Below are 19,671 nucleotides of genomic sequence, written 5' to 3' on the forward strand. Positions count from 1 at the left end.
CATGGATTCCCTCCCCCGTATCGTTTTCCCCCCTGAACTCCCGGTCAGCCAGCGTCGCGACGACATCGCGCGCGCGATCGCAGAGAACCAGGTAGTCATCGTCGCGGGCGCGACGGGGTCGGGAAAGACCACCCAGCTGCCGAAGATCTGCCTCGAACTCGGGCGCCAAACGATCGGCCACACCCAGCCGCGTCGACTCGCGGCCCGCACGATCGCCGAACGCATCGCCGAGGAACTGGGCCAAGAGGTCGGCGGACTCGTCGGCTACCAGGTGCGCTTCACCGACAAGGCGTCGAAAGACACCCGCATCAAGCTGATGACCGACGGAATTCTGCTCAACGAGATGCACCACGACCGCATGCTCTCGAAGTACGACACGATCATCATCGACGAGGCCCACGAGCGCAGCCTCAACATCGACTTCCTGCTGGGCTACCTCAAGCAGCTGCTGCCGAAGCGACCCGACCTCAAGCTCATCATCACCTCGGCCACGATCGACCCGCAGAGCTTCTCCAAGCACTTCGACGACGCCCCGATCGTCGAGGTCTCAGGGCGCACGTTCCCGGTGGAGATCCGGTACCGGCCGTTGGCGACGGACACGCCCCCGGAGGGTGACGAAGACGAGCCGCCGGCAACCCCCGATCGCGACGTCTTCGAGGCCATCGGAGACGCCGTAGACGAGCTGGGACGCGAGGGCGACGGCGACATCCTCGTCTTCCTCTCGGGCGAGAACGAGATCCGCGACGCCGAAGAGTCCCTCAAGGGCAAGTTCGCGAATCGCAGCTCGGCGGGCGGCGTCACCGAGATCCTGCCCCTCTACGGTCGACTCTCGAGCGCCGATCAGCACCGCGTCTTCCAGCGCAGCAGCACACCGGGCGTGCGCCGACGCATCGTGCTGGCCACGAACGTCGCCGAGACGAGCCTCACCGTGCCCGGCATCAAGTACGTGATCGACGCGGGAACGGCACGCATCAGCCGCTACAGCGTGCGATCCAAGGTGCAGCGACTGCCGATCGAGGCGATCTCACAGGCGTCCGCGAACCAGCGTTCGGGCCGTTCAGGCCGAACCAGCGATGGAATCGCCATCCGGCTGTATTCGCAACAAGACTTCGAGAAGCGGCCCGAGTTCACCGAGCCCGAGATCCTGCGCACAAACCTGGCCGCCGTCATCCTGCAGATGATCTCGCTCGGGCTCGGCGACATCGCCTCGTTCCCGTTCCTGCAGCCGCCGGAGTCGCGCGGCATCAAAGACGGCCTCGACCTGCTCGGCGAGCTGGGCGCGCTGCGCACGGCGTCGTCAGCAGACGCGAACACAAGAACCAAGACGCCGGATGCCCAGCCGCGGCTCACCAGAATCGGTCGCGACCTCGCCCGCCTGCCCATAGAGCCGCGCTTCGCCCGCATGGTGATCGAGTCGAAAGAGACCGGCACGAGCCGCGAGGTGATGCTCATCGTGGCAGGGCTCACGATCCAGGATCCCCGCGAGCGCCCGCTCGAACGGCGTCAGCGTGCCGACGAGCTGCACGGTCGATTCACCGACCCCACGAGCGACTTCCTCACCCTGCTCAACCTCTGGAACTACCTCGAAGAGAAGCAGTCCGAGCTGTCGTCGAGCGCGTTCCGCAGGCTCTGCAAGAACGAGTTCCTCAACTACCTGCGCATCCGCGAGTGGCAGGACGTGTACCGCCAGCTGAAGCAGCTGTCGAGGCCGCTGGGTCTCACGATCGGCGAGCCCGCGGTGAACCCCGACGGAATCCACCGGTCGATCCTGTCGGGACTGCTGTCGCACATCGGCCTGAAGGACGCGGTCAAGAAAGACTATGTCGGCGCGCGCCAGTCGCGCTTCAGCATCTTCCCGGGGTCGGTACTGAACAAGAAGCAGCCCGCCGCCGTGATGAGCGCCGAGCTCGTCGAGACGAGCCGCCTGTTCGCGCGCATGAACGCGGCCATTGATCCGGCCTGGGCCGAGAAGCTGGCGGGCGACCTCGTCAAGCGCAGCTACTCCGAACCCCGCTGGGAGAAGAAGCAGGGCTCCGTCGTCGCCTACGAACGGGTCACGCTGTTCGGCGTTCCCATCGTCGAGAAGCGGCGCATCCAGTTCTCTCGAGTCGACCCGTCGTATGCGCGCGAACTGTTCATCCGCCACGCGCTCGTCGAGGGCGACTGGGAGTCGCAGCAGGCGTTCGACCGGGCCAACCGGGCGTTCCGCAAAGAGCTCGAGCAGATCGAGGAGCGCAGCCGCCGCCGCGACCTACTGACCGACGACGAGGCCGTGTTCGACTTCTACAACGAGCGCATCCCGCGCGACGTGTTCTCGCAGCGCACCTTCGAGGGCTGGTGGAAGACGGCGAAGCACGACACCCCCGACCTGCTCACCATGACCATCGACGCCCTGGTGCCCGAGGGTGCGCCCGAGATCGACGAGAACGAGTACCCGACGACGTGGCAGCAGGAGGACCAGCGCCTGGGCCTGAGCTACCGCTTCGAACCGGGAACCGAAGACGACGGCGTCACGGCGACCGTGCCTCTCGCGCTGCTGCCGAGACTCAAGCCCGAATCGTTCGAGTACCAGGTGCCCGGCCTGCGGGTTGAGCTGGTGACGGCACTCATCAAGTCGCTGCCCAAGAACATCCGCCGCAACTTCGTGCCCTCGACTGATTGGGCGGTGCGCCTCGTGGCCGAGACGCCCGAGGGAGGGGGCGACGAGGGCTATCTCGCCGCCCTCGCCACAACCATGTCGCGCCTCGCACACGTGCCGGTCAGCGCATCCGACTTCGACCGCGAGCGCCTGCCGTCGCACCTGCGCATGTCGTTCCGCGTGGTCGACGAGCGGGGCAAGACGCTCTCGGTCGGCAAGGATCTGCCCGCTCTGCAGCAGAAGCACCGCGGCGCCGCGCGCGACTCCGTGGCGAAGGCAACCACCCGCGTATCGAGCGATCTCGAACGCACGGGTCTAACCTCGTGGAGCTTCGGCGAACTCCCGAAGCTCGTCGATACGAAGCAGCACGGTGGAGTGATCCGCGCCTACCCCGCACTCGTCGACGAAGGCTCCTCCGTGGCGCTTCGGCTCATGACCTCGCCCGACGAGCAGGCGCTGCAGACCCCCGACGGCATCGTGCGTTTGCTGCTTCTCGCGGTGCCCTCACCCTTGTCCTACGTGCGCGATCACCTCACGCAGAACGAGAAGCTGATGCTGGCGACCAGCCCGTATCAGAACGTGCAGGCACTCTTCGATGACTGTCTGCGCGCGGTCGCGCAGCGCGTGCTGTTCGAGGTGGTACCGGATGGCATGCTCTGGAACGAGGCCGGGTTCCTCTCTGCCCGAGACCGCCTCTCGGCGACAGTCATGGATGAGCTGTACGCGACCGTCGGAGTCGTCACGACGATCCTCTCGGCGGCGCGCGATGCGGAGAAGGCGCTGAAGGGCGTGACGAGCATGGCGCTGCTCGCCGCCCTCGGCGATGCTCGCGAGCAGCTGAAGGGGCTCATCTACCCCGGCTTCGTCTCGGCCACGGGCACCACGCAGCTTCGCCAGCTGCCTCGATATCTCAAGGCTCTTACGCAGAGGCTCGACAAGCTCGCGGAGAACGCGGCCCGCGATCGCGCCTGGATGATCGAGGTGCAGGCGGCGACGAAGCGCTACACCGACGCGGGTGGCCGCATCCCTCTCGCCCCGCATTCGCCGCCGAACATCGTGCGCGCGCGCTGGCTCCTCGAGGAGTTCCGGGTGAGCCTGTTTGCGCAATCGCTCGGAACGGCGGAGCCTGTCTCTATGCAACGAATTCAGAAGGCACTTGTACCGGCTGGACGGTAGAGTAGAGAAGTTGTGAGCAGCTACTCGAATCTCTTGAAAACCCGCGGGGTCGCGCGCATTATCGCCGCGCAACTCACCGCCCGGTTCCCCTTCGGCATGCTCTCGCTCGCCTTCCTCCTGCACATCGAACGTGTGCACGACTCCTACGGCGCGGCGGGCCTGGTTCTGGCGGCACTCAGCATCGGCCAGGCCATCGCCGGCCCTCTCACCTCGCGTCTGATGGGCGTGTGGGGCATGCGCCAGGTCATCACGATCACGATGGTCATCTGCGCCATCGCGATCTCCGCCATCGCGCTGCTCCCCCTCGAGATTCCTGCCGCCATGGGCGTCGCCCTCGTTGCCGGCCTCACGATGCCGCCCATCCAGCCGGCCGTGCGCACCATCTACCCCAAGATGGTCAACTCGAAGCAGCTCACCCCGCTCTTCTCGCTCGATGCCTCGGCGCAAGAAATCATCTGGGTCGTCGGCCCGGTCATCACCACCTTCGTCTCGACTCAGGTCGGAACGGTGTGGGGCATTCTGCTCGCCGTCGTCTTTCTCGTCGGCGGCGGAACGTGGTTCATCGCCAGCCCCGAGCTCGGCCGTGTGCGCATTCCCCGCTCCAGGCGAAAGCTCGGCGCCGTGCTCGCCAAGCCCCCAGTGCTTCTCGCCACCATCGTCGGCTTCCTGCTGGTGGCGGCCTGCGCGGCCATCGAAGCGGGCGTCGTCGCCACCTTCGGGCACGACGGCCTCGAAGCCGGAATCGTGCTGGCCATCTTCGCCGTAGGTTCACTCGTCGGCGGCCTGTCGCTGGGCCACGTGCCCATCGGACCATGGGCGCTCGCGCGTCGCATGCTGATCGTCTTCGTCGGAACGGCTCTCGCCGCGGCATCGCTGAACATCTGGTGGCTCTCGGTCACTCTGTTCGTCGCGGGAATCGGCATCGCGCCGGCCCTCGCCGTGATGTTCTCGATCGTCTCGGCCAGCGTGCGCTTCAGCGACACAGCGGAGGCCTACGGCTGGGTCGGCACCGGCCAGCTCATCGGAGCCGCCGTCGGAAGCGCGTTCGCCGGATTCCTCATCGACAGCCAGGGCGCTTCGGGTGCCTTCTACGTCGCCGCCGCACTCGGGCTGCTCGGATTCCTCGTTCCCCTCATCGGCAAGCGCTGGCATCCCGACCTCCGCGGCAAAGACGCCAGCCCGATTCCCGACACCGAACCCATTCAGACGGTGAGCGGACTCTGATCGTGCGCCCTCTGAGAGACAGCCTTCGCTCGCTCAAGAGCCTCACGGGCACTCCCCCGCCCTTTGATCCGTCTGCGGCACCCGACAATCCGTTCGACCTCTTCGTGGAGTGGTTCACCCAGGCGGTCGACGCCGGCCAGGTTGAACCGCACGCCATGGCGCTCTCCACCGTCGACGCCGACGGCGTTCCGGATGCCCGGGTGCTGATCCTGAAAGACCTCACCGACGAGGGCTGGTGGTTCGCGAGCAGCTCCGCCAGCGCGAAGGGCGTCGAGCTGACCGCCAACCCTGTGGCGGCTCTCACCTTCTACTGGCCCACGGTCGGCCGCTCGGTGCGCGTGCGCGGCACGGTCACGCGCGGCTCAGACGACGAGAACGCCCGGGACTTCTCCCGTCGCGGCCTCGGTGCCCGCGCCGTCGCGCTCGGCAGCCCGCAGAGCGCGCCGCTCGGCAGCCGCGACGAGAGCGAGGCCGCCATCGACACGGCCGCACGCGAGCTCGACGCGCATCCAGAACTGGTGTCGCCCGCCTGGACCCTCTGGTGCGTGCGCCCCGAGTCGGTCGAATTCTGGCAATCGGATGCCGAGCGTCGGCACCAGAGGCTGCGGTACAGCAGTCAGGGCCAGAGCTGGTCGACGACGCTGCTCTGGCCCTGACTCACAGCTCTAGAGCCCGTTCGCCTTGGCGACCTCGCCGTACCAGCTCGCGCTGGGCTTGGGCGTGCGCTCGAAGGTCTGCTTGTCCCAGCCGATGAGCCCGAACGTCGGTGCATATCCCGAGGCCCACTCGTAGTTGTCGAGGGCGGACCAGTGCTGGTAGCCGAGCAGCGCGATGCCGTCTTCGATGCACGCGTGCAGTCCCTCGAGGGCGCCTCGGGTGTAGTCGATGCGGCGCGCGTCGTCCTGCGTGGCGATGCCGTTCTCGGTCACCATAACGGGAGTGTGGTCGCTCAACTCCCACGCGGCGCGAACGCCGATTCCGGCGGCCGGAGGGAAGTACTCCCACTGCGTGAGCGTCTTCTCCACGTCGGCTGCGGGCGGCCGGATGCCTTCCGGCCCCACGATGTTGCGGGTGTACGCCTGCACGCCGATGAAGTCGTCGCCGGCGGCGTTCTCGAGGTACCAGTCCTCGGCGGGGTAGGCGATCTCGCGCTTCTTCTCTTCTGAGCCGGGCTCGTCGGCGGCCTCGAACGCCTGGGTGGCGATGGTCCAGCCCGTCTTGAGGCCGGAGACCTGCGACAGCACCTCGCGTGACCGCTTGTGCGACTCGAGCAGCGCGTCGGCCACGCCGAGGTCGGGCTTCGGAAGTCCGTAGGCGACGAGGTTCGACGCGTCCTCTCCTCCCGCCAGCATCGCGGCGATGTTCGGCTCGTTGATGGTGCACACGTAGTTCACGCCCTCTGCCACGACGGGCAGGGCGAGTTCGGTGTAGCGGGCGAACAGATCGGCCGCATCGGACGCGCGCCAGAATCCGTCGTTCTCGAACCAGCGCGGCACGGTGAAGTGCATCAGCGTCACGATCGGCTCGATGCCGAACTCGTGGCAGGTGTCGACCATGCGCCGGTAGTGGTCGACGGATGCGCGCGAGTAGAGCCCGCGCTCAGGTTCGATACGCGACCACTCGATGCTGAATCGGTAGGAGTTCAGCCCCAGCTCGGCGAGCAGACGGATGTCGTCGCGGTAGCGGTGGTAGCTGTCAGCTGCGTCACCGGAGGGCTCCACGATCGTGGTGCCCGGCTCGTTCTCGTGAACCCACCAGTTGCTGTTGACGTTGTTTCCCTCGATCTGGTGGGCGGCGGTGGCCGCACCCCACAGAAAGCCGTCGGGGAAGGTGAGCATCAGGATTCTCCTTTGTGTTCTCCACTCGACCAGAAGCCGTCGAGCAGCTCGGTCGTGTAGTTCGGGTTGTCGATATTCGGCAGGTGCCCGGCGTTCGGGATGATCTCGTAGCGGGCTCCGAGCCGCAGGGCCATGGCGTGCTGGGATGCGATGGGCCAGGCGTCGTCGGCGTCGCCGTGTGCCACGAGCACGGGCAGCCCGGTCTCGCGCAGTTCGTCGCTCGAATCGGGGGCGTCCCGCAGGATGGCAGCCATGGCGAGAAAGTTGTCGTCGCTCGATGCGGCTGCACGCTCGCGAACGAAGACCTCGTCTTCGTTCCGCGCGCCGAGGGGGTTGTTGTGCTCCCACCAGGCGAGCGTTCCGTGGCGGGCCACGAACGCGGCGTCGTCGGTGTGATGCTCGGGTCCTTGACCGCCGGGGCCCGAGCAGAGCATCGTCAGGTCGGCGAAGACGTCGGGCCGCAGGATGGCCGCCGCCCGAGCGACGAGCCCTCCGAGGCTGTGGCCCACCAGGTGCACCCGGCGCCCGCGGGCGATCCGTTCCGCGACGGCGACCGTGTCTTCGGCGAGCTTCTGCAACGAGTACTCGTCGATCCCACGGGGCGCGATCGAGTCGGCCTGCCCGCGCTGGCTGTAGGAGAACGACCCCCATCCCCGTTCCGCGGCGAGCGCGACGAGAAAACGGTGGTCCTCCTTGGAGCCCGTGAAGCCGGGCACGAAGAGGGCGACGCCGCGCTCCTCGCCCCGGGCCAGTGCGCGGAAGGCCGTCAGGCCGTCGAGGGTGAAGAGCTCGAGCGAGTCGGGCAGCGCCAGCCCGCCGAACGTCACGCGACGTCCCGTCGGCCGGGGTTAGGAATCGCGTCAAGCAGACGGATCGTGTACTCGTCGCTCGGATTGCGTAGAACCTCAGCGGTGTTGCCGTGCTCGACGACCCGGCCGCCGTTCAGCACCATGATGTTGTCGGTCACAACGCGGGCAGACAGCAGATCGTGCGTGATGTAGAGCAGCGAGACGCCCCACTGCTCGCGCAGATCTTCAAGCAGAGCGAGCACGCCGGCGCGCAGCGACACGTCGAGCATCGACACGGGCTCGTCGGCGATGATCACCTGCGGGTTGCTAGCGAGGGCTCGGGCGATCACCACGCGCTGGCGTTGGCCGCCCGACAGCTGATGCGGAAGCTTCGCTGCGAACTCCTCGACCGGCGACAGACCAACGGTGTCGAGTAGCTCGAGAACCCGGCGACGCGCATCCAGGCCCTTCAGCCCGGTGAAGTTCACCACGGGTCGCGTCAGCGTGTACTCGACGGTGTGCAGCGGGTTCAGCGCCGCGTACGGGTCCTGGAACACCATCTGCACATCGCGGTGCAGACGGCGGAACTGGCCCCGGCGAAGCGAGCCCACATCGAGGTCGCCGAAGCGCACGCTGCCCGACGACGGCTTCTCGACGGCGGTGATCAGTTTCGCCAGCGTCGATTTTCCGCTTCCGGATGCGCCGACGAGCGCGAGCGACTGGCCCGGCTCGAGCGTGAACGAGACGTCGTCGACAGCGGTGACCTGCGGCTCGCCCCGGCGCGGCGCCGGATAGACCTTCGAGACATGGTCGACGACGATGGCCTTCTGGTCTTGTCGTCGGGTGCGCGACGAGACGGTTGGTGGATGGGCGGCGGCCGGCGTGCGGTGCCGATCTTCGAAGCCGGGCAGCTCCACGACCTCCGCGCGCGGGTCCGCGTAGTGCGAGAGCAGCATCTTCGTGTAGTCGTCGCTGGGCTTCTCGAGGATCTGCCGCGACGGCGCATCCTCGACGATCTCGCCCTCGTGCATCACGAGCACCCGCTGCGCCGACTCGAGAACGATGCCCAGGTCGTGGCTGATCAGCAGGGCGGTGAAGTTCTCCTTCTTCTGCAGCTCGATGATGGTGTCCATCACCGCGTGCTGCACGAGAACATCGAGCGCCGTGGTCGGCTCGTCGAAGACCATGAGCTTCGGTTCGAGCGACAGGGCGAGGGCGATCGACACACGCTGGCGCATACCTCCGGAGAGCTCTCCCGGGTAGCGGTCGAGAACTGAGGCGGGCAGTTCCACCTTGCCCACGAGTTCGGCGGCACGCGATGCCCAGTCGCCGCGCGCGACGTGGCCGTGCGCGCGGAAGATGTCGACGAAGTGGTTGCGGATGCTGCGCACGGGGTTCAGCGCGTTCATGCCCGACTGCAGCACCATGGCAATGCCGCCGTGCCGCTGCTCGCGCAGATCGGCCTGCGACAGGCTCGCGATGTCGACGCCGTCGAGCAGAATGCTGCCGCCCACAACGCGGGCCGGCGGCTTGGAGAGTCCCGTCACGGCGAAGCCCAGGGTGGACTTTCCCGAACCTGATTCGCCGACGAGTCCGACGAACTCGCCGTGCTCCAGCGTGAACGACACGTGGTTGACGGCGTGAGTGCTGCCGGCACCTTCCCCGTAGTCGACAGAGAGGTCTGTGATCTCGAGCAGGGCGGTCATCGCTGCTTTCCTTCCCGGAGACGCGGATTGGAGATTCCGTCGACGCCGAAGTTGATGAGGGTGAGGCTCGTGGCGAGCAGGGCGATGCAGAGGCCGGGCGCGAAGAGCAGCGCCCATTGGCCGGTGAGCAGAGCGTTGGAGTTCTGCGCCCAGAAGAGCATCGTTCCCCAGCTGACCACCGTGGTGTCGCCGAGGCCGAGGTATTCGAGCCCTGCTTCCGCGAGAATCGCGGCGGTGGCCGCACCGAAGAAGTTGCCGACGATGAGCGAGGTCATGTTCGGCAGGATCTCGCGGAACACGATGCGGAACGGACGCTCGCCGCTGAACACGGCGGCGGTGACGAAGTCACGAGAGCGCAGCGACTGCGTCTGACTGCGCAGAACGCGCGCGCCCCACGCCCATCCGGTGATCACCACGACCACGATGATCATGCCGATGCCGCCACCCGAGAGATAGGCAGCGATCACGATCATGAGCGGCAGTCCCGGGATGACGAGGAACAGGTTGACGATGAAGTTGATCACGTCGGCGCCGAATCCGCGCACATAACCCCAGCTGAGGCCCACGAGAACCGCGATCACGGTCGAGAGCAGGCCCGCGACGAGCCCGACGAAGATGCTGATCTGCGATCCCCAGATGAGCTGCGATAGAACGTCCTCACCGGCGGCCGTTGTGCCGAGCCAGTGGGCGGCCGACGCATCCGCCGACCGATCGAAGCCGTTCTGGCGGGCGCCGTACGGGGCAAGCAGCGGCGCGAAGATCGCGACCAGAATGAACAACCCGAGAATCACGATGCCGATACGGGCCTTGCCGTTAGACCAGACGGTCGACGCCACGCGCAGCACCACTTTGAGGGGGCTGGGAGCGGGTGCGATCGACGCTTCCTCGATGGCGCGCACAGCGCGGGTCGAGGGGGGAATGCTCTGAGTGCTCATCGGCGGGTCCTCGGGTCAAGCACGCCGTACAAGATGTCGACGAGGAAGTTGGCGATGAGCACGCTCACGGTGATCATCAGGAACAGGGCCTGCATCAACGGGTAGTCCTGGTTGGTGACCGCGTTGAACAGCAGGTAGCCGATGCCGGGGTATCCGAACACCCGCTCGACCAGGATCGATCCGCCGACCACACCGCCGAGGGCGAGCCCGAACGAGGTGAGGTTGGGAAGGATCGCGTTGCGCGCCGCGTAGCGCAGGGCGACGGTGCGCGGCTTCAGACCGTTCGCCTCGGCGAAGGTCACGTAGTCGTCGCCGATCGTCGAGATCATCGTGTTGCGCATACCGAGTATCCAGCCGCCCAACGACGTGATCAGAATCGTCAGAGCCGGAAGTGCCGCGTGGTAGATCGCATCGCCGAGGAAGCCGATCGTGAACGCGGGCGTGGCCGTGGGACCGTAGGCGCCCGAGGTCGGGAACAGCCTGCCGACGTATCCCGCGAAGAACAGCAGCAGTAGCGCGGTCCAGAAGTACGGGAAGGCACTGGCGAACGATCCGGCGAGAGTGGGCAGCGTGTCGAGCCAGGTGCCGCGCTTCCATGCGGCGAGCACCCCGAGCAGCGTGCCGAGCACGAAGGCGATGATGGTCACGACGCCGACCAGCACGAGCGTGTAGGGCAGTGCCGTGCTGACCAGTTCGGAGACGCTCTGCGGGTAGAACGTGTACGAAACGCCGAAATCGAGCGTCACGACCTGATGCAGATACGCCACATACTGCTCGAGGATGTTGCCGGTCGGCACACCCAGTTGGGCCTCGATTGCAGCTTTGGTCGCGTCGCTCACCGGCCCGTTCTGTGCCAGCTTCGCCAGGGCCGCATCGGCCGGCGAGCCGGGCATCAGCCGGGGAAGGATGAAGTTGAGCGTGATGGCCGCCCACAACGTGAGCAGCAGCAGGCCGGCCTTGCGGGCGACGTAGGCCCAAGCCCGACCTCTGCCTGAGCCTGTTATTCGGGGCGCGGCAGAGACGTCTGCGCTGCCGGGCGCGATCGTGACGCTAGTCATCGTTGACCTTCTTCAGATGGGTGAGAACGAGCAGGGGCGTGGATTCGTAGGTCTTGGGCGAGGCATACGGGTCGGCCGCGCTGGGCCAGCCGGTGAACTTCGCATCGCTCATCAGGCCCCACGATCCGCCGTAGTACAGGCTGAGCACGGGCAGATCGTTGTAGACGACGTTCTGCAGCTGATAGCCCAGCTGCTTCTGTTTCTCCGGGTCGACGGCGAGCTTGTACTGGGCCAGCAGATCATCGGCCTCGGGATTGCTATAGCGCTCGAAGTTGAACACGGCCTCCTCGCCGACCGGCTTCAGGTAGTCGCTCGAGAGCAGCGAGTTGAAGTCGCGGAAGATCGAGCCGGTTCCGCCGGTTCCGCCCATGGCGAGGTCGTACTCGCCGTTGCGCAGCGCCAGCTGGTATGCCGCGGGCTGGGGGCTGGCGACCTTCACATCGATGCCGATGGCGCCCCACTGCTTCTGCACCTCCTGCACGCCCTTGAGCCAGTCGTTGTAGCCGTTCGCGGTGGTGATCGTGAAGCTCAGCTGAGTGCCGGCGGCGTCGACGAGCTTGCCGCCCTGCTGCGTGTAGCCGGCCTGGGCGAAGTACTCGAGCGCCTTCTGCTGGTTCTGGGTCACGAGCCCCGAGTCGGGAATCGACGGGTCGAGCAGGTTCTGCTGGTACGGAAGCAGGATGTTGGTCTGACCCGCCACATCCATGTAGCCCTCGGCAGCCGAGTCGCCCACGGCCTTGCGGTCGAGCGCGAGCGACAGTCCCTGCCGAACGTTGAGGTCGTTGAACGGCGCCTTCGTCAGGTTCGGGAACAGCGAGACTGTTCCTCCCGGCGGGAACCAGTAGGTGTTCTTGTTGCCGGCCCCGACCCACGCGCCGTCGACGTCGGAGATGAACGAATAGGCCCAGTCGTAGCCCTTGGTGGCCACGTCGAGCTGCGTGTTGGTGGCGGGCAGAATGATGTGCTCGGCGGCAACCTTGTCGGCCTGCCAGTAGGTGGGATTCTTGTCGATCGTGTACTGCTGAGCGGCGAAGTTGCCCAGGGTGTAGGGGCCGGTGCCGACCGGGTCGGGGTTTCGAAACGTCGACGGGTCGGGCACGTCCTTCCAGATGTGCTCCGGAACGATGAGCGTTGTCGCGATGAGCTGAGCCGCCGGAACATCGGGTGCCTTGAGGTGCACGGTCACCGTCGTGTCGCTCGTCTCGACCGTGTCGATGTAGCTCCAGATGCCCTGCAGGTCGAAGGTCGGGTACTTCTTGAGCAGATCGAAGCTGAAGGCCACGTCTTTCGGTGTGAACGGCTTGCCGTCAGACCATTTCACACCGTCACGAATAGTGAAGACCACGGTCGAGGGGTCGGGAAGCGCGTAGCCCGTGGCAAGCCAGGGGTGCTCCTCACCCGTCACGTTGTCGAGAACAACGAGGGGCTCGTACATGTAGAAGGCGGCAGTGCGCTTATTGGTCATATACGGGTTGAAGTTGCGCTCGAACAGCGGCGAGCCGTTGTCGGCCGCGACCAGCATCGTGTCTTTCGGAATCGAGGGGTCGGGTGCGCTCTCGATCTGGATGCTGCAGGCCGCGAGCCCCGACGTCAGCATGATGGCTGCGACGAGGGCGCCCAGTCGGCGCCTTGTTGGGTGCTTCATTGAAACCGCTTTTCTCAGGTCGACGATGAACTGACATGAATGTTCGTGATGTGCACGTTCATCTCACTGTATGCGCTTACAGTTTGTGAATGCAAGCCCGGAGGCCCATCGTCTCGCGAGCCTTAGGGGCAGCTCTCCCGCAGAACGACCTGCACCGGAAGCACGAGGGAGCGCGCGTCCATCGAGGGATCGTCGAGCCGGGCGGTGAGCGCCTGGATGGCCGCGCGTCCGAGTTCGACCATCGGCTGGTGCACGGTCGTGAGGCGTGGCGAGGAGTGCCGACCCGCCGCGATGCCGTCGAATCCGGTAACCATCACGTCATCCGGAACGCTGATCGATCGGCGACCCATCGCATCCAGAACCCCGAGCGCCGTCTGGTCGTTCGAGCAGACGATCGCATCCGGAAGCGGGTCGATGCCCAGCGCGATCTCGCGCCCCCTCCCCCGGCTGAAGTCGCCGCGAACCAGCTCGACCGCCACCTCCGCGTTGCCGTCGAGCGCAGCCCTGAAGCCCTGCAGACGCTCGGCATCGTCGGGTGAGTCCTCCGGCCCGGCGATGTACAGCAGGCTCCTGGCGCCCGCTTTCAGAACATGCTCGGTCATCGCGCGCATACCGGGAGCGTTGTTGACGCTCACGTGATCGAACGCGTCCGTTCCGCGCGTCGCCGCGAGAACGACCACAGGAATGCGCCGGGCCACATGCGTGAGCAGTTCGTCGGGCACGGTGCGTGCCAGCACGGCCAGCCCGTCGACCCGCCCCGCAATGTCGTTCACGATCGCCTCGCGCGAAGCACCGCGGCCCGCAGCCACCATCAGCGCGAATCCCCGTCTCCAGGCCTCGATCTCGGCGCCGCGCAGCACCTCGTCGAAGTAGAAGTTGTTGGTCTCGGGCTCTGTCGTCGGGTCGTCGCGCACGGTCGTCACCCCGCCGGATGCCGCCACGAGCTGGCCCTCTGATCCCGCCACGTCGTCGTGGCCGGGAAAGAAGAGTCCGATCACGTTCGTTCGTCGCGCCGCGAGCCCCCGAGCGTTCGCGCTCGGAACGTAGCCCAGGTGCCGAACAGCCTCGAGCACCCGCTCCCGGGTCTGCTCTTTGACCGAGTCTGGGCTACGAAGAACGCGCGACACACTGGCGATCGATACGCCCGCGCGCTCGGCCACGTCGTAGACAGTAGGTGCCTTGGCCATTCTCGCTTCGTCCTCCCTCGTCGCCCTCTAGTCTGCACGACGGGCGCGCAACCGACAGTCGTCGATAATGGTCAGGTGCCTACTTCTCCCCTTGTGACCCTGTCCGACGGACGCGCCATCCCCCAGCTCGGGCTGGGCGTCTACAAGGTGTCAGACGACGAGGCGACGGATGCCATTACGCACGCACTCGAGGCCGGGTACCGCCACATCGACACGGCCGCGTTCTACGAGAACGAGAAGGGTGTCGGGCAGGCGATCCGAGCAAGCGAGGTTCCGCGGCATGAGGTATTCGTCACCTCGAAGGTGTGGCAGAGCGACCACGGCTACGACGAGACCCGTCGGGCGTTCGACACCAGCCTCGCGAAGCTCGGCTTCGACTACCTAGACCTCTACCTCATCCACTGGCCCGCACCGCGCCAGAACCGCTACGTCGAGACGTGGCGAGCGCTCGAGAGACTGAAGGCCGACGGCGTCGTGCGCTCGATCGGAGTTTCGAATTTTCACCCGCATCACCTCGACAGGCTGGCCCAGGAGGGCGGGGAGACGCCCGTGATCAACCAGGTCGAGTTGCATCCGTGGCTTCAGCAGGCGGGAGTGCGAGAGTACGACGCCGCCCATTCGATCGCGACCGAGGCATGGTCGCCGCTGGCCCGCGGCCGTATCCTCGACGACCCCACGCTGGCCGCACTGGCGTCGAAGCACGGCCGCTCTGCGGCCCAGGTCGTGCTGCGCTGGCAGCTCGACCTCGGCAATATCGTCATCCCCAAATCGATCACGCCGGCACGAATCCGCGAGAACATCGATGTCTTCGACTTCGAGCTCGACGATGACGACCGGGCTCGCATCGCCGCGCTCGACAGCGGGCAGCGCACCGGAAAAGACCCCGACGACCTCGGCTGACGCTCAGGTCAGGTCGTCGACGTGCAGGTGGGTGCAGGTGTCGGCGAAGTCGTGGAAGTTCGCGAAATCGGGTTCGTCGCCGGCATTGATGCGGCACTGGCGCTGGCCGAGGCCGGAACCCGAGGGCATCACCTGGTCGAGCACAGCGATCAGGCGCAGCGAATTGTCGTCCGCGCCGGAGAGACCCTGTCCGTCGAGCGCGTTGAAGTCCACGGCGTGGCCACCGCCACCGACGTAGTGGGCAGAGTAGATGCCAGCGCCCTCGATCTGGCCGGTGCACTTGCGATTGATGTCGCTCACCCCGGCCGAGCCGAAGGTGCGCACGGCCACCACGATCGCGGCGAGGATCTGAGTGTCGATGCCGCAGTTCTCCACGGACTGCCCGGCAGCGATCCATTCGATCTCCTGAAGGTGATCAGGCTGGGCACCCGTCAGTCGACCGGCCTGGATGTCGCCGACCAGTTCCAGTGCGAGTGTGCGTGCATCGTCGGAAATCGGCGCACCAGGGGCGGAGCCCGCGGCGGCAGCGGCCGCAGCGGCCGCAGCCGCGGCAGCCGCAGCTGCCGCGACCCCGGCTTGGTAGTCCGCCTCGGTGGTGGCGGCGTTCTGGGTGAGCGATGCGAGTTGCGCCTGCAGCTCGGACTCGTGGGCCGATTGAGTGTTCACGGCGCTGACCGCCGCCTGTTGCGCGGCGAGGGCGTCCGCGAGCGACGATGCCGCCGTATCCGCCAGCGCCGACAGCGCATCCTTCGCGACCTTGGCCTGATCGCTCATCGCCGCCGCGTCGTTGCTCTGCGTCTTCGCGGTGGCATACACGCCCGAGACGGTCTCGCTGAGCTTGCTCAGCGACCCCAACCGGCCCAGCAGGTCGTCGCTCTCGCCGGAGGAGCTGGTCAGCAGCATCGACGTGACGTTCTCGCCATTGCCGAGGCGGGCGAACTGCGCCGCAAGCTGCGCGGCCTGTTTCTTCGACGCATCCGCTGAAGCCTGCAGAGTAGCGGCGCGTTCAGCGAGTGCATCCGCCGTCTTCTGCCCGTCTTCGAGCGCTTTCTGCGCCTTCTCGTTGAGCGTCCACTTCTCGTTGGCCTGCTGCTGAGCCGCCGCGGCCTCGTCTTTCAACTGCGCGAGCAATTGGGTGATCTGGTCGACCTCGCTCTGCTTCGCCGACTCGCTTGCCTTCGCGGCCTGCACGTCGTCCCACGACGGGTAGTCGGCGGCCTGTGCGGCCGCACCGCCAGACAGTGTGGTCGCGCCGACGATCGCGGCGACGACCAGTGCCGTGATCGTATGGTTCGTACGACGTGCTCTGCTCACCGATGTCCTCGTTCTCTTGGGCCGCCTACGAAAGTAGACCCGAGTTCGTGAGCATTCGCGCAGCAACACGCCACCGGCGCATCACACACGGCAACTTGTCACCAGCGACCGTGAACAGCCTCACGGAAGTAGCGGTCGTAGATATCGTTGACACCGTCTTCGAAGGCCTCGCCGAGGTAGCCCACAGACCCGGCCGCGGCATTCGCTCGGGCCTGAGTCACGTTGCGCGCGCCGGGAATGACCGAGCTGACCCCGGGTCGAGACGCGACCCACGCCAGAGCCGCTGCCGCGGGGGTCGTTCCGTCGGGAACGAGGGCCGCGAACTCTCGGGCGGCGGCGACGCCGGCCTCGAAATCAACGCCCGAGAAGGTCTCGCCCACGTCGAACGCGCTGCCGTCGCGGTTGTAGTTGCGGTGGTCGTCGGCCGCGAACACCGTGTCGGCCGTGTATCGGCCGCTGAGCAGGCCGGATGCCAGGGGAACGCGCGCGATAATTCCCACGCCGGCTTCGATAGCCGCAGGCAGAACCGCATCGTGCGGCTTCAGCCGGAACGCGTTGAGAATGATCTGAACCGTCGCGGTGCCGGGGCGCGCAATGGCGGCGAGCGCCTCGTCGCAGGTCTCGACGCTGACCCCATAATTGGCGATGGCTCCGTCGTCGATCAGCGTGTCGAGCGCGTCGTATACGGCGTCGGAACTGAACACCGAGGTGGGTGGGCAGTGCAACTGCACGAGGTCGAGCGTCTGCACGTTCAGGTTGCGCCTCGACCGATCGGTCCACTCGCGGAACTTCTCGAGGGTGAAGTTCGCCGGATCCTGCGCCTCGCGTCGACCCATCTTCGTGGCGACGGTGACCTCGCTATCGGGATGGGCCTCGAGGTACTCGCCGATCAGCTGTTCGCTGCGACCGTCGCCGTAGACATCGGCGGTATCGAAGAAGGTCACGCCCGACTCCACAGCCGCATCGAGAACCGCGTGGGCCTCGGCGGCGCTCACGTCACCCCAATCCGCCCCGAGCTGCCACGTGCCGAGTCCGATGCTCGATACTGTTCGTCCAGTGCGTCCGAGGGTGCGATAGTCCATGCCTCGAGCCTAGGCGCTCGACGGGAGGCGCAAACCGTAACGGGGCGATAACGAGAGGGTAACCATCGTGTCTCGCTCACGCTGCTCTCAGTCAACCGTCCCTAGCGTGAGCCTCATGAAGAGATTTGCGCTCACAGCCGTCGCCACTGTCGCCGCCGTCCTGCTGCTCGCTGGGTGCTCGAGTTCGTCAGGAGCATCCTCTCCAGCCTCGCCCCAGCAGGAGAAGTCGGCGCCGGGCGCGGCCCAAGACGGCGCTGTGTCGGCGGATGCGCAGGTCGTCACGACGGGCTGGGTCTCGATCAGCGTGAAAGACCCCGGCAAGGCGAGTGCGTCGGCGGTGGCCGTCGTCGAGAAGCACGGCGGTCGCATCGACAACCGGTCCGAGCAGGCAGGCACGGATTCCCAGTCCGCGAGCGCGCAACTCACGATCCGAGTTCCTGAAGACGAGGTCACGGCGGCGCTCGACGAGTTGAAGAAACTCGGCACCGTCGATTCCATCTCCATCTCGTCCACAGATGTCACGGCCCAGACCACTGATCTGGATGCCCGCATCACGGCCATGCAGGGATCTGTCGACCGCCTGCTCGATCTGATGGCCGCCGCCACCGACATCGACGACCTGATTGCGCTGGAGTCGGCGATCTCCACGCGCCAGGCCGACCTCGATTCTCTGAAGGCGCAGCGTGACCTGCTGGGCGACCAGGTGGCCTACTCCACGATCGACCTGCAGCTCTACTCAGCGGGTGCGGTGCCCGCCGGCGGGCCGAAGGACTTCTGGGGTGGACTCGTTGTTGGCTGGCACTCCCTCGTCGCTGCCCTCAACGGCTCTCTGGTGGCGCTCGGGGTGGCCTTGCCGTGGCTGCTCGTGCTGGCGGTCCTCGCGGCTGTCACGATCGTGATCATTCGCGTCGCCTCTCGACGCTCCGCATCCACCCCGCCGGCTCAGCCGACCCCGCCAACCCCCTGATTCATCACATGGTTCGATAGCATGGCGACCGCGCCCCGTATGGGAGGGCGCCGCCTCATGCGAAGGAGCCCACCCGTGTCAGATTCGTCCGCGATAGTCGAAGAACCTCGCATCCACAAAGGTCTGGCCGGCGTCGTGGTCGACACGACCGCCATCTCCAAGGTCAATCCCGAGACCAACTCTCTGCTGTACCGCGGCTACCCCGTGCAAGAGCTGGCCGCCCTCTGCTCGTTCGAGCAGGTCGCCTACCTCCTCTGGCATGGCGAGCTTCCCACCGAAGAGCAGCTCGCCGAGTTCGAGCGCGTGGAACGCGCGCAGCGCGCTCTGCCCGTCGCCGTTCGTCGCATCATCGACGAGTTGCCGCTCACGGCGCATCCGATGGATGTGCTGCGCACGGCCGTGAGCGTCATCGGCGCGAGCGACCCACGGGCATCCGATGACTCGCCCGAGGCCGACCTCGAGAAGGCGATCGGACTCTACGCGAGAATCCCCGCCATCGTGGCCTACGACCAAAGACGCCGTCACGGAGACGACGTCGTCGAGCCGCGCGACGATCTGGGCTACTCGGCCAATTTCCTTCACATGACCTTCGGCGACGTGCCCGAGCTGGTCGTGGTCGACGCGTTCGACGTGTCGATGATTCTCTACGCCGAGCACTCGTTCAACGCATCGACCTTCACAACCCGGGTCATCACCTCGACGCTCGCTGATCTCTACTCGGCCGTCGTGGGTGGCATCGGGGCGCTCAAGGGCCCTCTGCACGGGGGCGCCAACGAAGCCGTGATGCACACGTTCGATGAGGTGGGCAGGGCCGACAAGGCGGCCGCGTGGCTCGACACAGCCCTCGCTGAGAAACGCAAGATCATGGGCTTCGGCCACCGCGTCTACAAGCACGGCGACTCGCGTGTGCCCACGATGAAGATGAGCCTTGATGCGCTCCTCGAGCACTACGACCGCCCCGATCTCGGAGCCCTCTACGACGCGCTCGAGACCGCCATGACCGCGCGCAAGAACATCCTGCCCAACCTCGACTATCCGTCGGGCCCGGCGTATCACCTCATGGGCTTCGACACCGAGACGTTCACCCCGCTGTTCGTCGCGAGCCGGATCGTGGGGTGGACTGCGCACATCATGGAGCAGCGCGCGTCGAACTCACTGATCAGGCCGCTGAGCGCCTATTCCGGTCACGACGAGCGGCACCTCGAGGGCTGAG

General features: G+C 66.5%; 15 protein-coding genes. 6 read left to right on the top strand and 9 right to left on the bottom strand.

Translation table 11 applies throughout. From position 1 onward, the window contains the following. Position 1 precedes the first annotated feature (1 nt). Genes hrpA through TZ00_RS20185 form a run of 3 tightly spaced genes read left to right on the top strand, consistent with a single transcriptional unit; the run spans position 2 to position 5,694 of the window. Positions 2 to 3,814 (top strand): ATP-dependent RNA helicase HrpA, encoded by a 3,813-nt coding sequence (gene hrpA, locus TZ00_RS03420; RefSeq protein WP_044439162.1) that lies wholly within the window; start codon positions 2 to 4, stop codon positions 3,812 to 3,814. Positions 3,815 to 3,826: 12 nt separating this feature from the next. Continuing rightward, entirely contained in the window at positions 3,827 to 5,038 is a 1,212-nt protein-coding gene (locus TZ00_RS20180) for an MFS transporter (protein ID WP_044439163.1), read from the top strand. Between the two features lie 2 nt (positions 5,039 to 5,040). Further along, positions 5,041 to 5,694: a pyridoxine/pyridoxamine 5'-phosphate oxidase gene (locus TZ00_RS20185; protein ID WP_238579552.1), complete on the top strand. Its 654-nt coding sequence runs from the start codon at positions 5,041 to 5,043 to the stop codon at positions 5,692 to 5,694. Positions 5,695 to 5,703: 9 nt separating this feature from the next. Here TZ00_RS20185 and TZ00_RS03435 read toward each other — a convergent pair whose 3' ends face one another. The 7 genes from TZ00_RS03435 to TZ00_RS03465 all read right to left on the bottom strand — a co-directional run bounded on the left by TZ00_RS03435 (position 5,704) and on the right by TZ00_RS03465 (position 14,195). Further along, on the bottom strand, positions 5,704 to 6,876 hold the full coding sequence (locus TZ00_RS03435) for a glycoside hydrolase family 1 protein (RefSeq protein ID WP_044439164.1): 1,173 nt from the start codon (positions 6,874 to 6,876) through the stop codon (positions 5,704 to 5,706). Beyond that, a complete protein-coding gene (locus TZ00_RS03440; protein ID WP_052521236.1) occupies positions 6,876 to 7,703 on the bottom strand; it encodes an alpha/beta fold hydrolase in 828 nt (275 codons plus the stop codon). The genes TZ00_RS03435 and TZ00_RS03440 overlap by 1 nt, the downstream gene beginning before the upstream one ends. Next, positions 7,700 to 9,370 (bottom strand): ABC transporter ATP-binding protein, encoded by a 1,671-nt coding sequence (locus TZ00_RS03445; RefSeq protein ID WP_044439165.1) that lies wholly within the window; start codon positions 9,368 to 9,370, stop codon positions 7,700 to 7,702. The genes TZ00_RS03440 and TZ00_RS03445 overlap by 4 nt, the downstream gene beginning before the upstream one ends. Next, positions 9,367 to 10,305, bottom strand: a complete 939-nt coding sequence (locus TZ00_RS03450) for an ABC transporter permease (RefSeq protein ID WP_084605877.1) — start codon at positions 10,303 to 10,305, stop codon at positions 9,367 to 9,369. The genes TZ00_RS03445 and TZ00_RS03450 overlap by 4 nt, the downstream gene beginning before the upstream one ends. Then, entirely contained in the window at positions 10,302 to 11,363 is a 1,062-nt protein-coding gene (locus tag TZ00_RS03455; protein ID WP_084605878.1) for an ABC transporter permease, read from the bottom strand. The genes TZ00_RS03450 and TZ00_RS03455 overlap by 4 nt, the downstream gene beginning before the upstream one ends. Next, positions 11,356 to 13,008: an ABC transporter substrate-binding protein gene (locus tag TZ00_RS03460; protein WP_084605879.1), complete on the bottom strand. Its 1,653-nt coding sequence runs from the start codon at positions 13,006 to 13,008 to the stop codon at positions 11,356 to 11,358. The genes TZ00_RS03455 and TZ00_RS03460 overlap by 8 nt, the downstream gene beginning before the upstream one ends. A gap of 122 nt (positions 13,009 to 13,130) precedes the next feature. Further along, positions 13,131 to 14,195 carry a LacI family DNA-binding transcriptional regulator gene (locus TZ00_RS03465; protein ID WP_044439167.1) on the bottom strand — a complete coding sequence of 355 codons (1,065 nt, stop codon included), beginning with the start codon at positions 14,193 to 14,195 and terminating at the stop codon, positions 13,131 to 13,133. A 75-nt stretch (positions 14,196 to 14,270) separates the two neighbouring features. Between TZ00_RS03465 and TZ00_RS03470 the strand changes: the two genes are divergently transcribed. Further along, positions 14,271 to 15,095: an aldo/keto reductase gene (locus TZ00_RS03470; RefSeq protein ID WP_044439169.1), complete on the top strand. Its 825-nt coding sequence runs from the start codon at positions 14,271 to 14,273 to the stop codon at positions 15,093 to 15,095. A 3-nt stretch (positions 15,096 to 15,098) separates the two neighbouring features. Here the strand turns inward: TZ00_RS03470 and TZ00_RS18625 are convergent, their stop codons facing one another. Then, positions 15,099 to 16,409: a coiled-coil domain-containing protein gene (locus TZ00_RS18625; protein ID WP_052521237.1), complete on the bottom strand. Its 1,311-nt coding sequence runs from the start codon at positions 16,407 to 16,409 to the stop codon at positions 15,099 to 15,101. Between the two features lie 98 nt (positions 16,410 to 16,507). Further along, positions 16,508 to 17,491, bottom strand: a complete 984-nt coding sequence (locus tag TZ00_RS03485; protein ID WP_044439171.1) for an aldo/keto reductase — start codon at positions 17,489 to 17,491, stop codon at positions 16,508 to 16,510. 115 nt (positions 17,492 to 17,606) lie between these two features. On the opposite strand from TZ00_RS03485, the gene TZ00_RS03490 reads away from it, so the two are divergent. Together TZ00_RS03490 and TZ00_RS03495 are read left to right on the top strand one after the other, a co-directional pair. Then, positions 17,607 to 18,458 (top strand): DUF4349 domain-containing protein, encoded by an 852-nt coding sequence (locus tag TZ00_RS03490; RefSeq protein WP_044439173.1) that lies wholly within the window; start codon positions 17,607 to 17,609, stop codon positions 18,456 to 18,458. 57 nt (positions 18,459 to 18,515) lie between these two features. Beyond that, the gene (locus tag TZ00_RS03495) at positions 18,516 to 19,670 is read left to right on the top strand and encodes a bifunctional 2-methylcitrate synthase/citrate synthase (RefSeq protein ID WP_044439410.1); all 1,155 of its coding nucleotides are present in this window, start codon (positions 18,516 to 18,518) and stop codon (positions 19,668 to 19,670) included. Position 19,671 lies beyond the last annotated feature (1 nt).

Source organism: Agreia bicolorata (genome assembly GCF_000938265.1).
Classification (GTDB): Bacteria; Actinomycetota; Actinomycetes; order Actinomycetales; family Microbacteriaceae; genus Agreia; species Agreia bicolorata.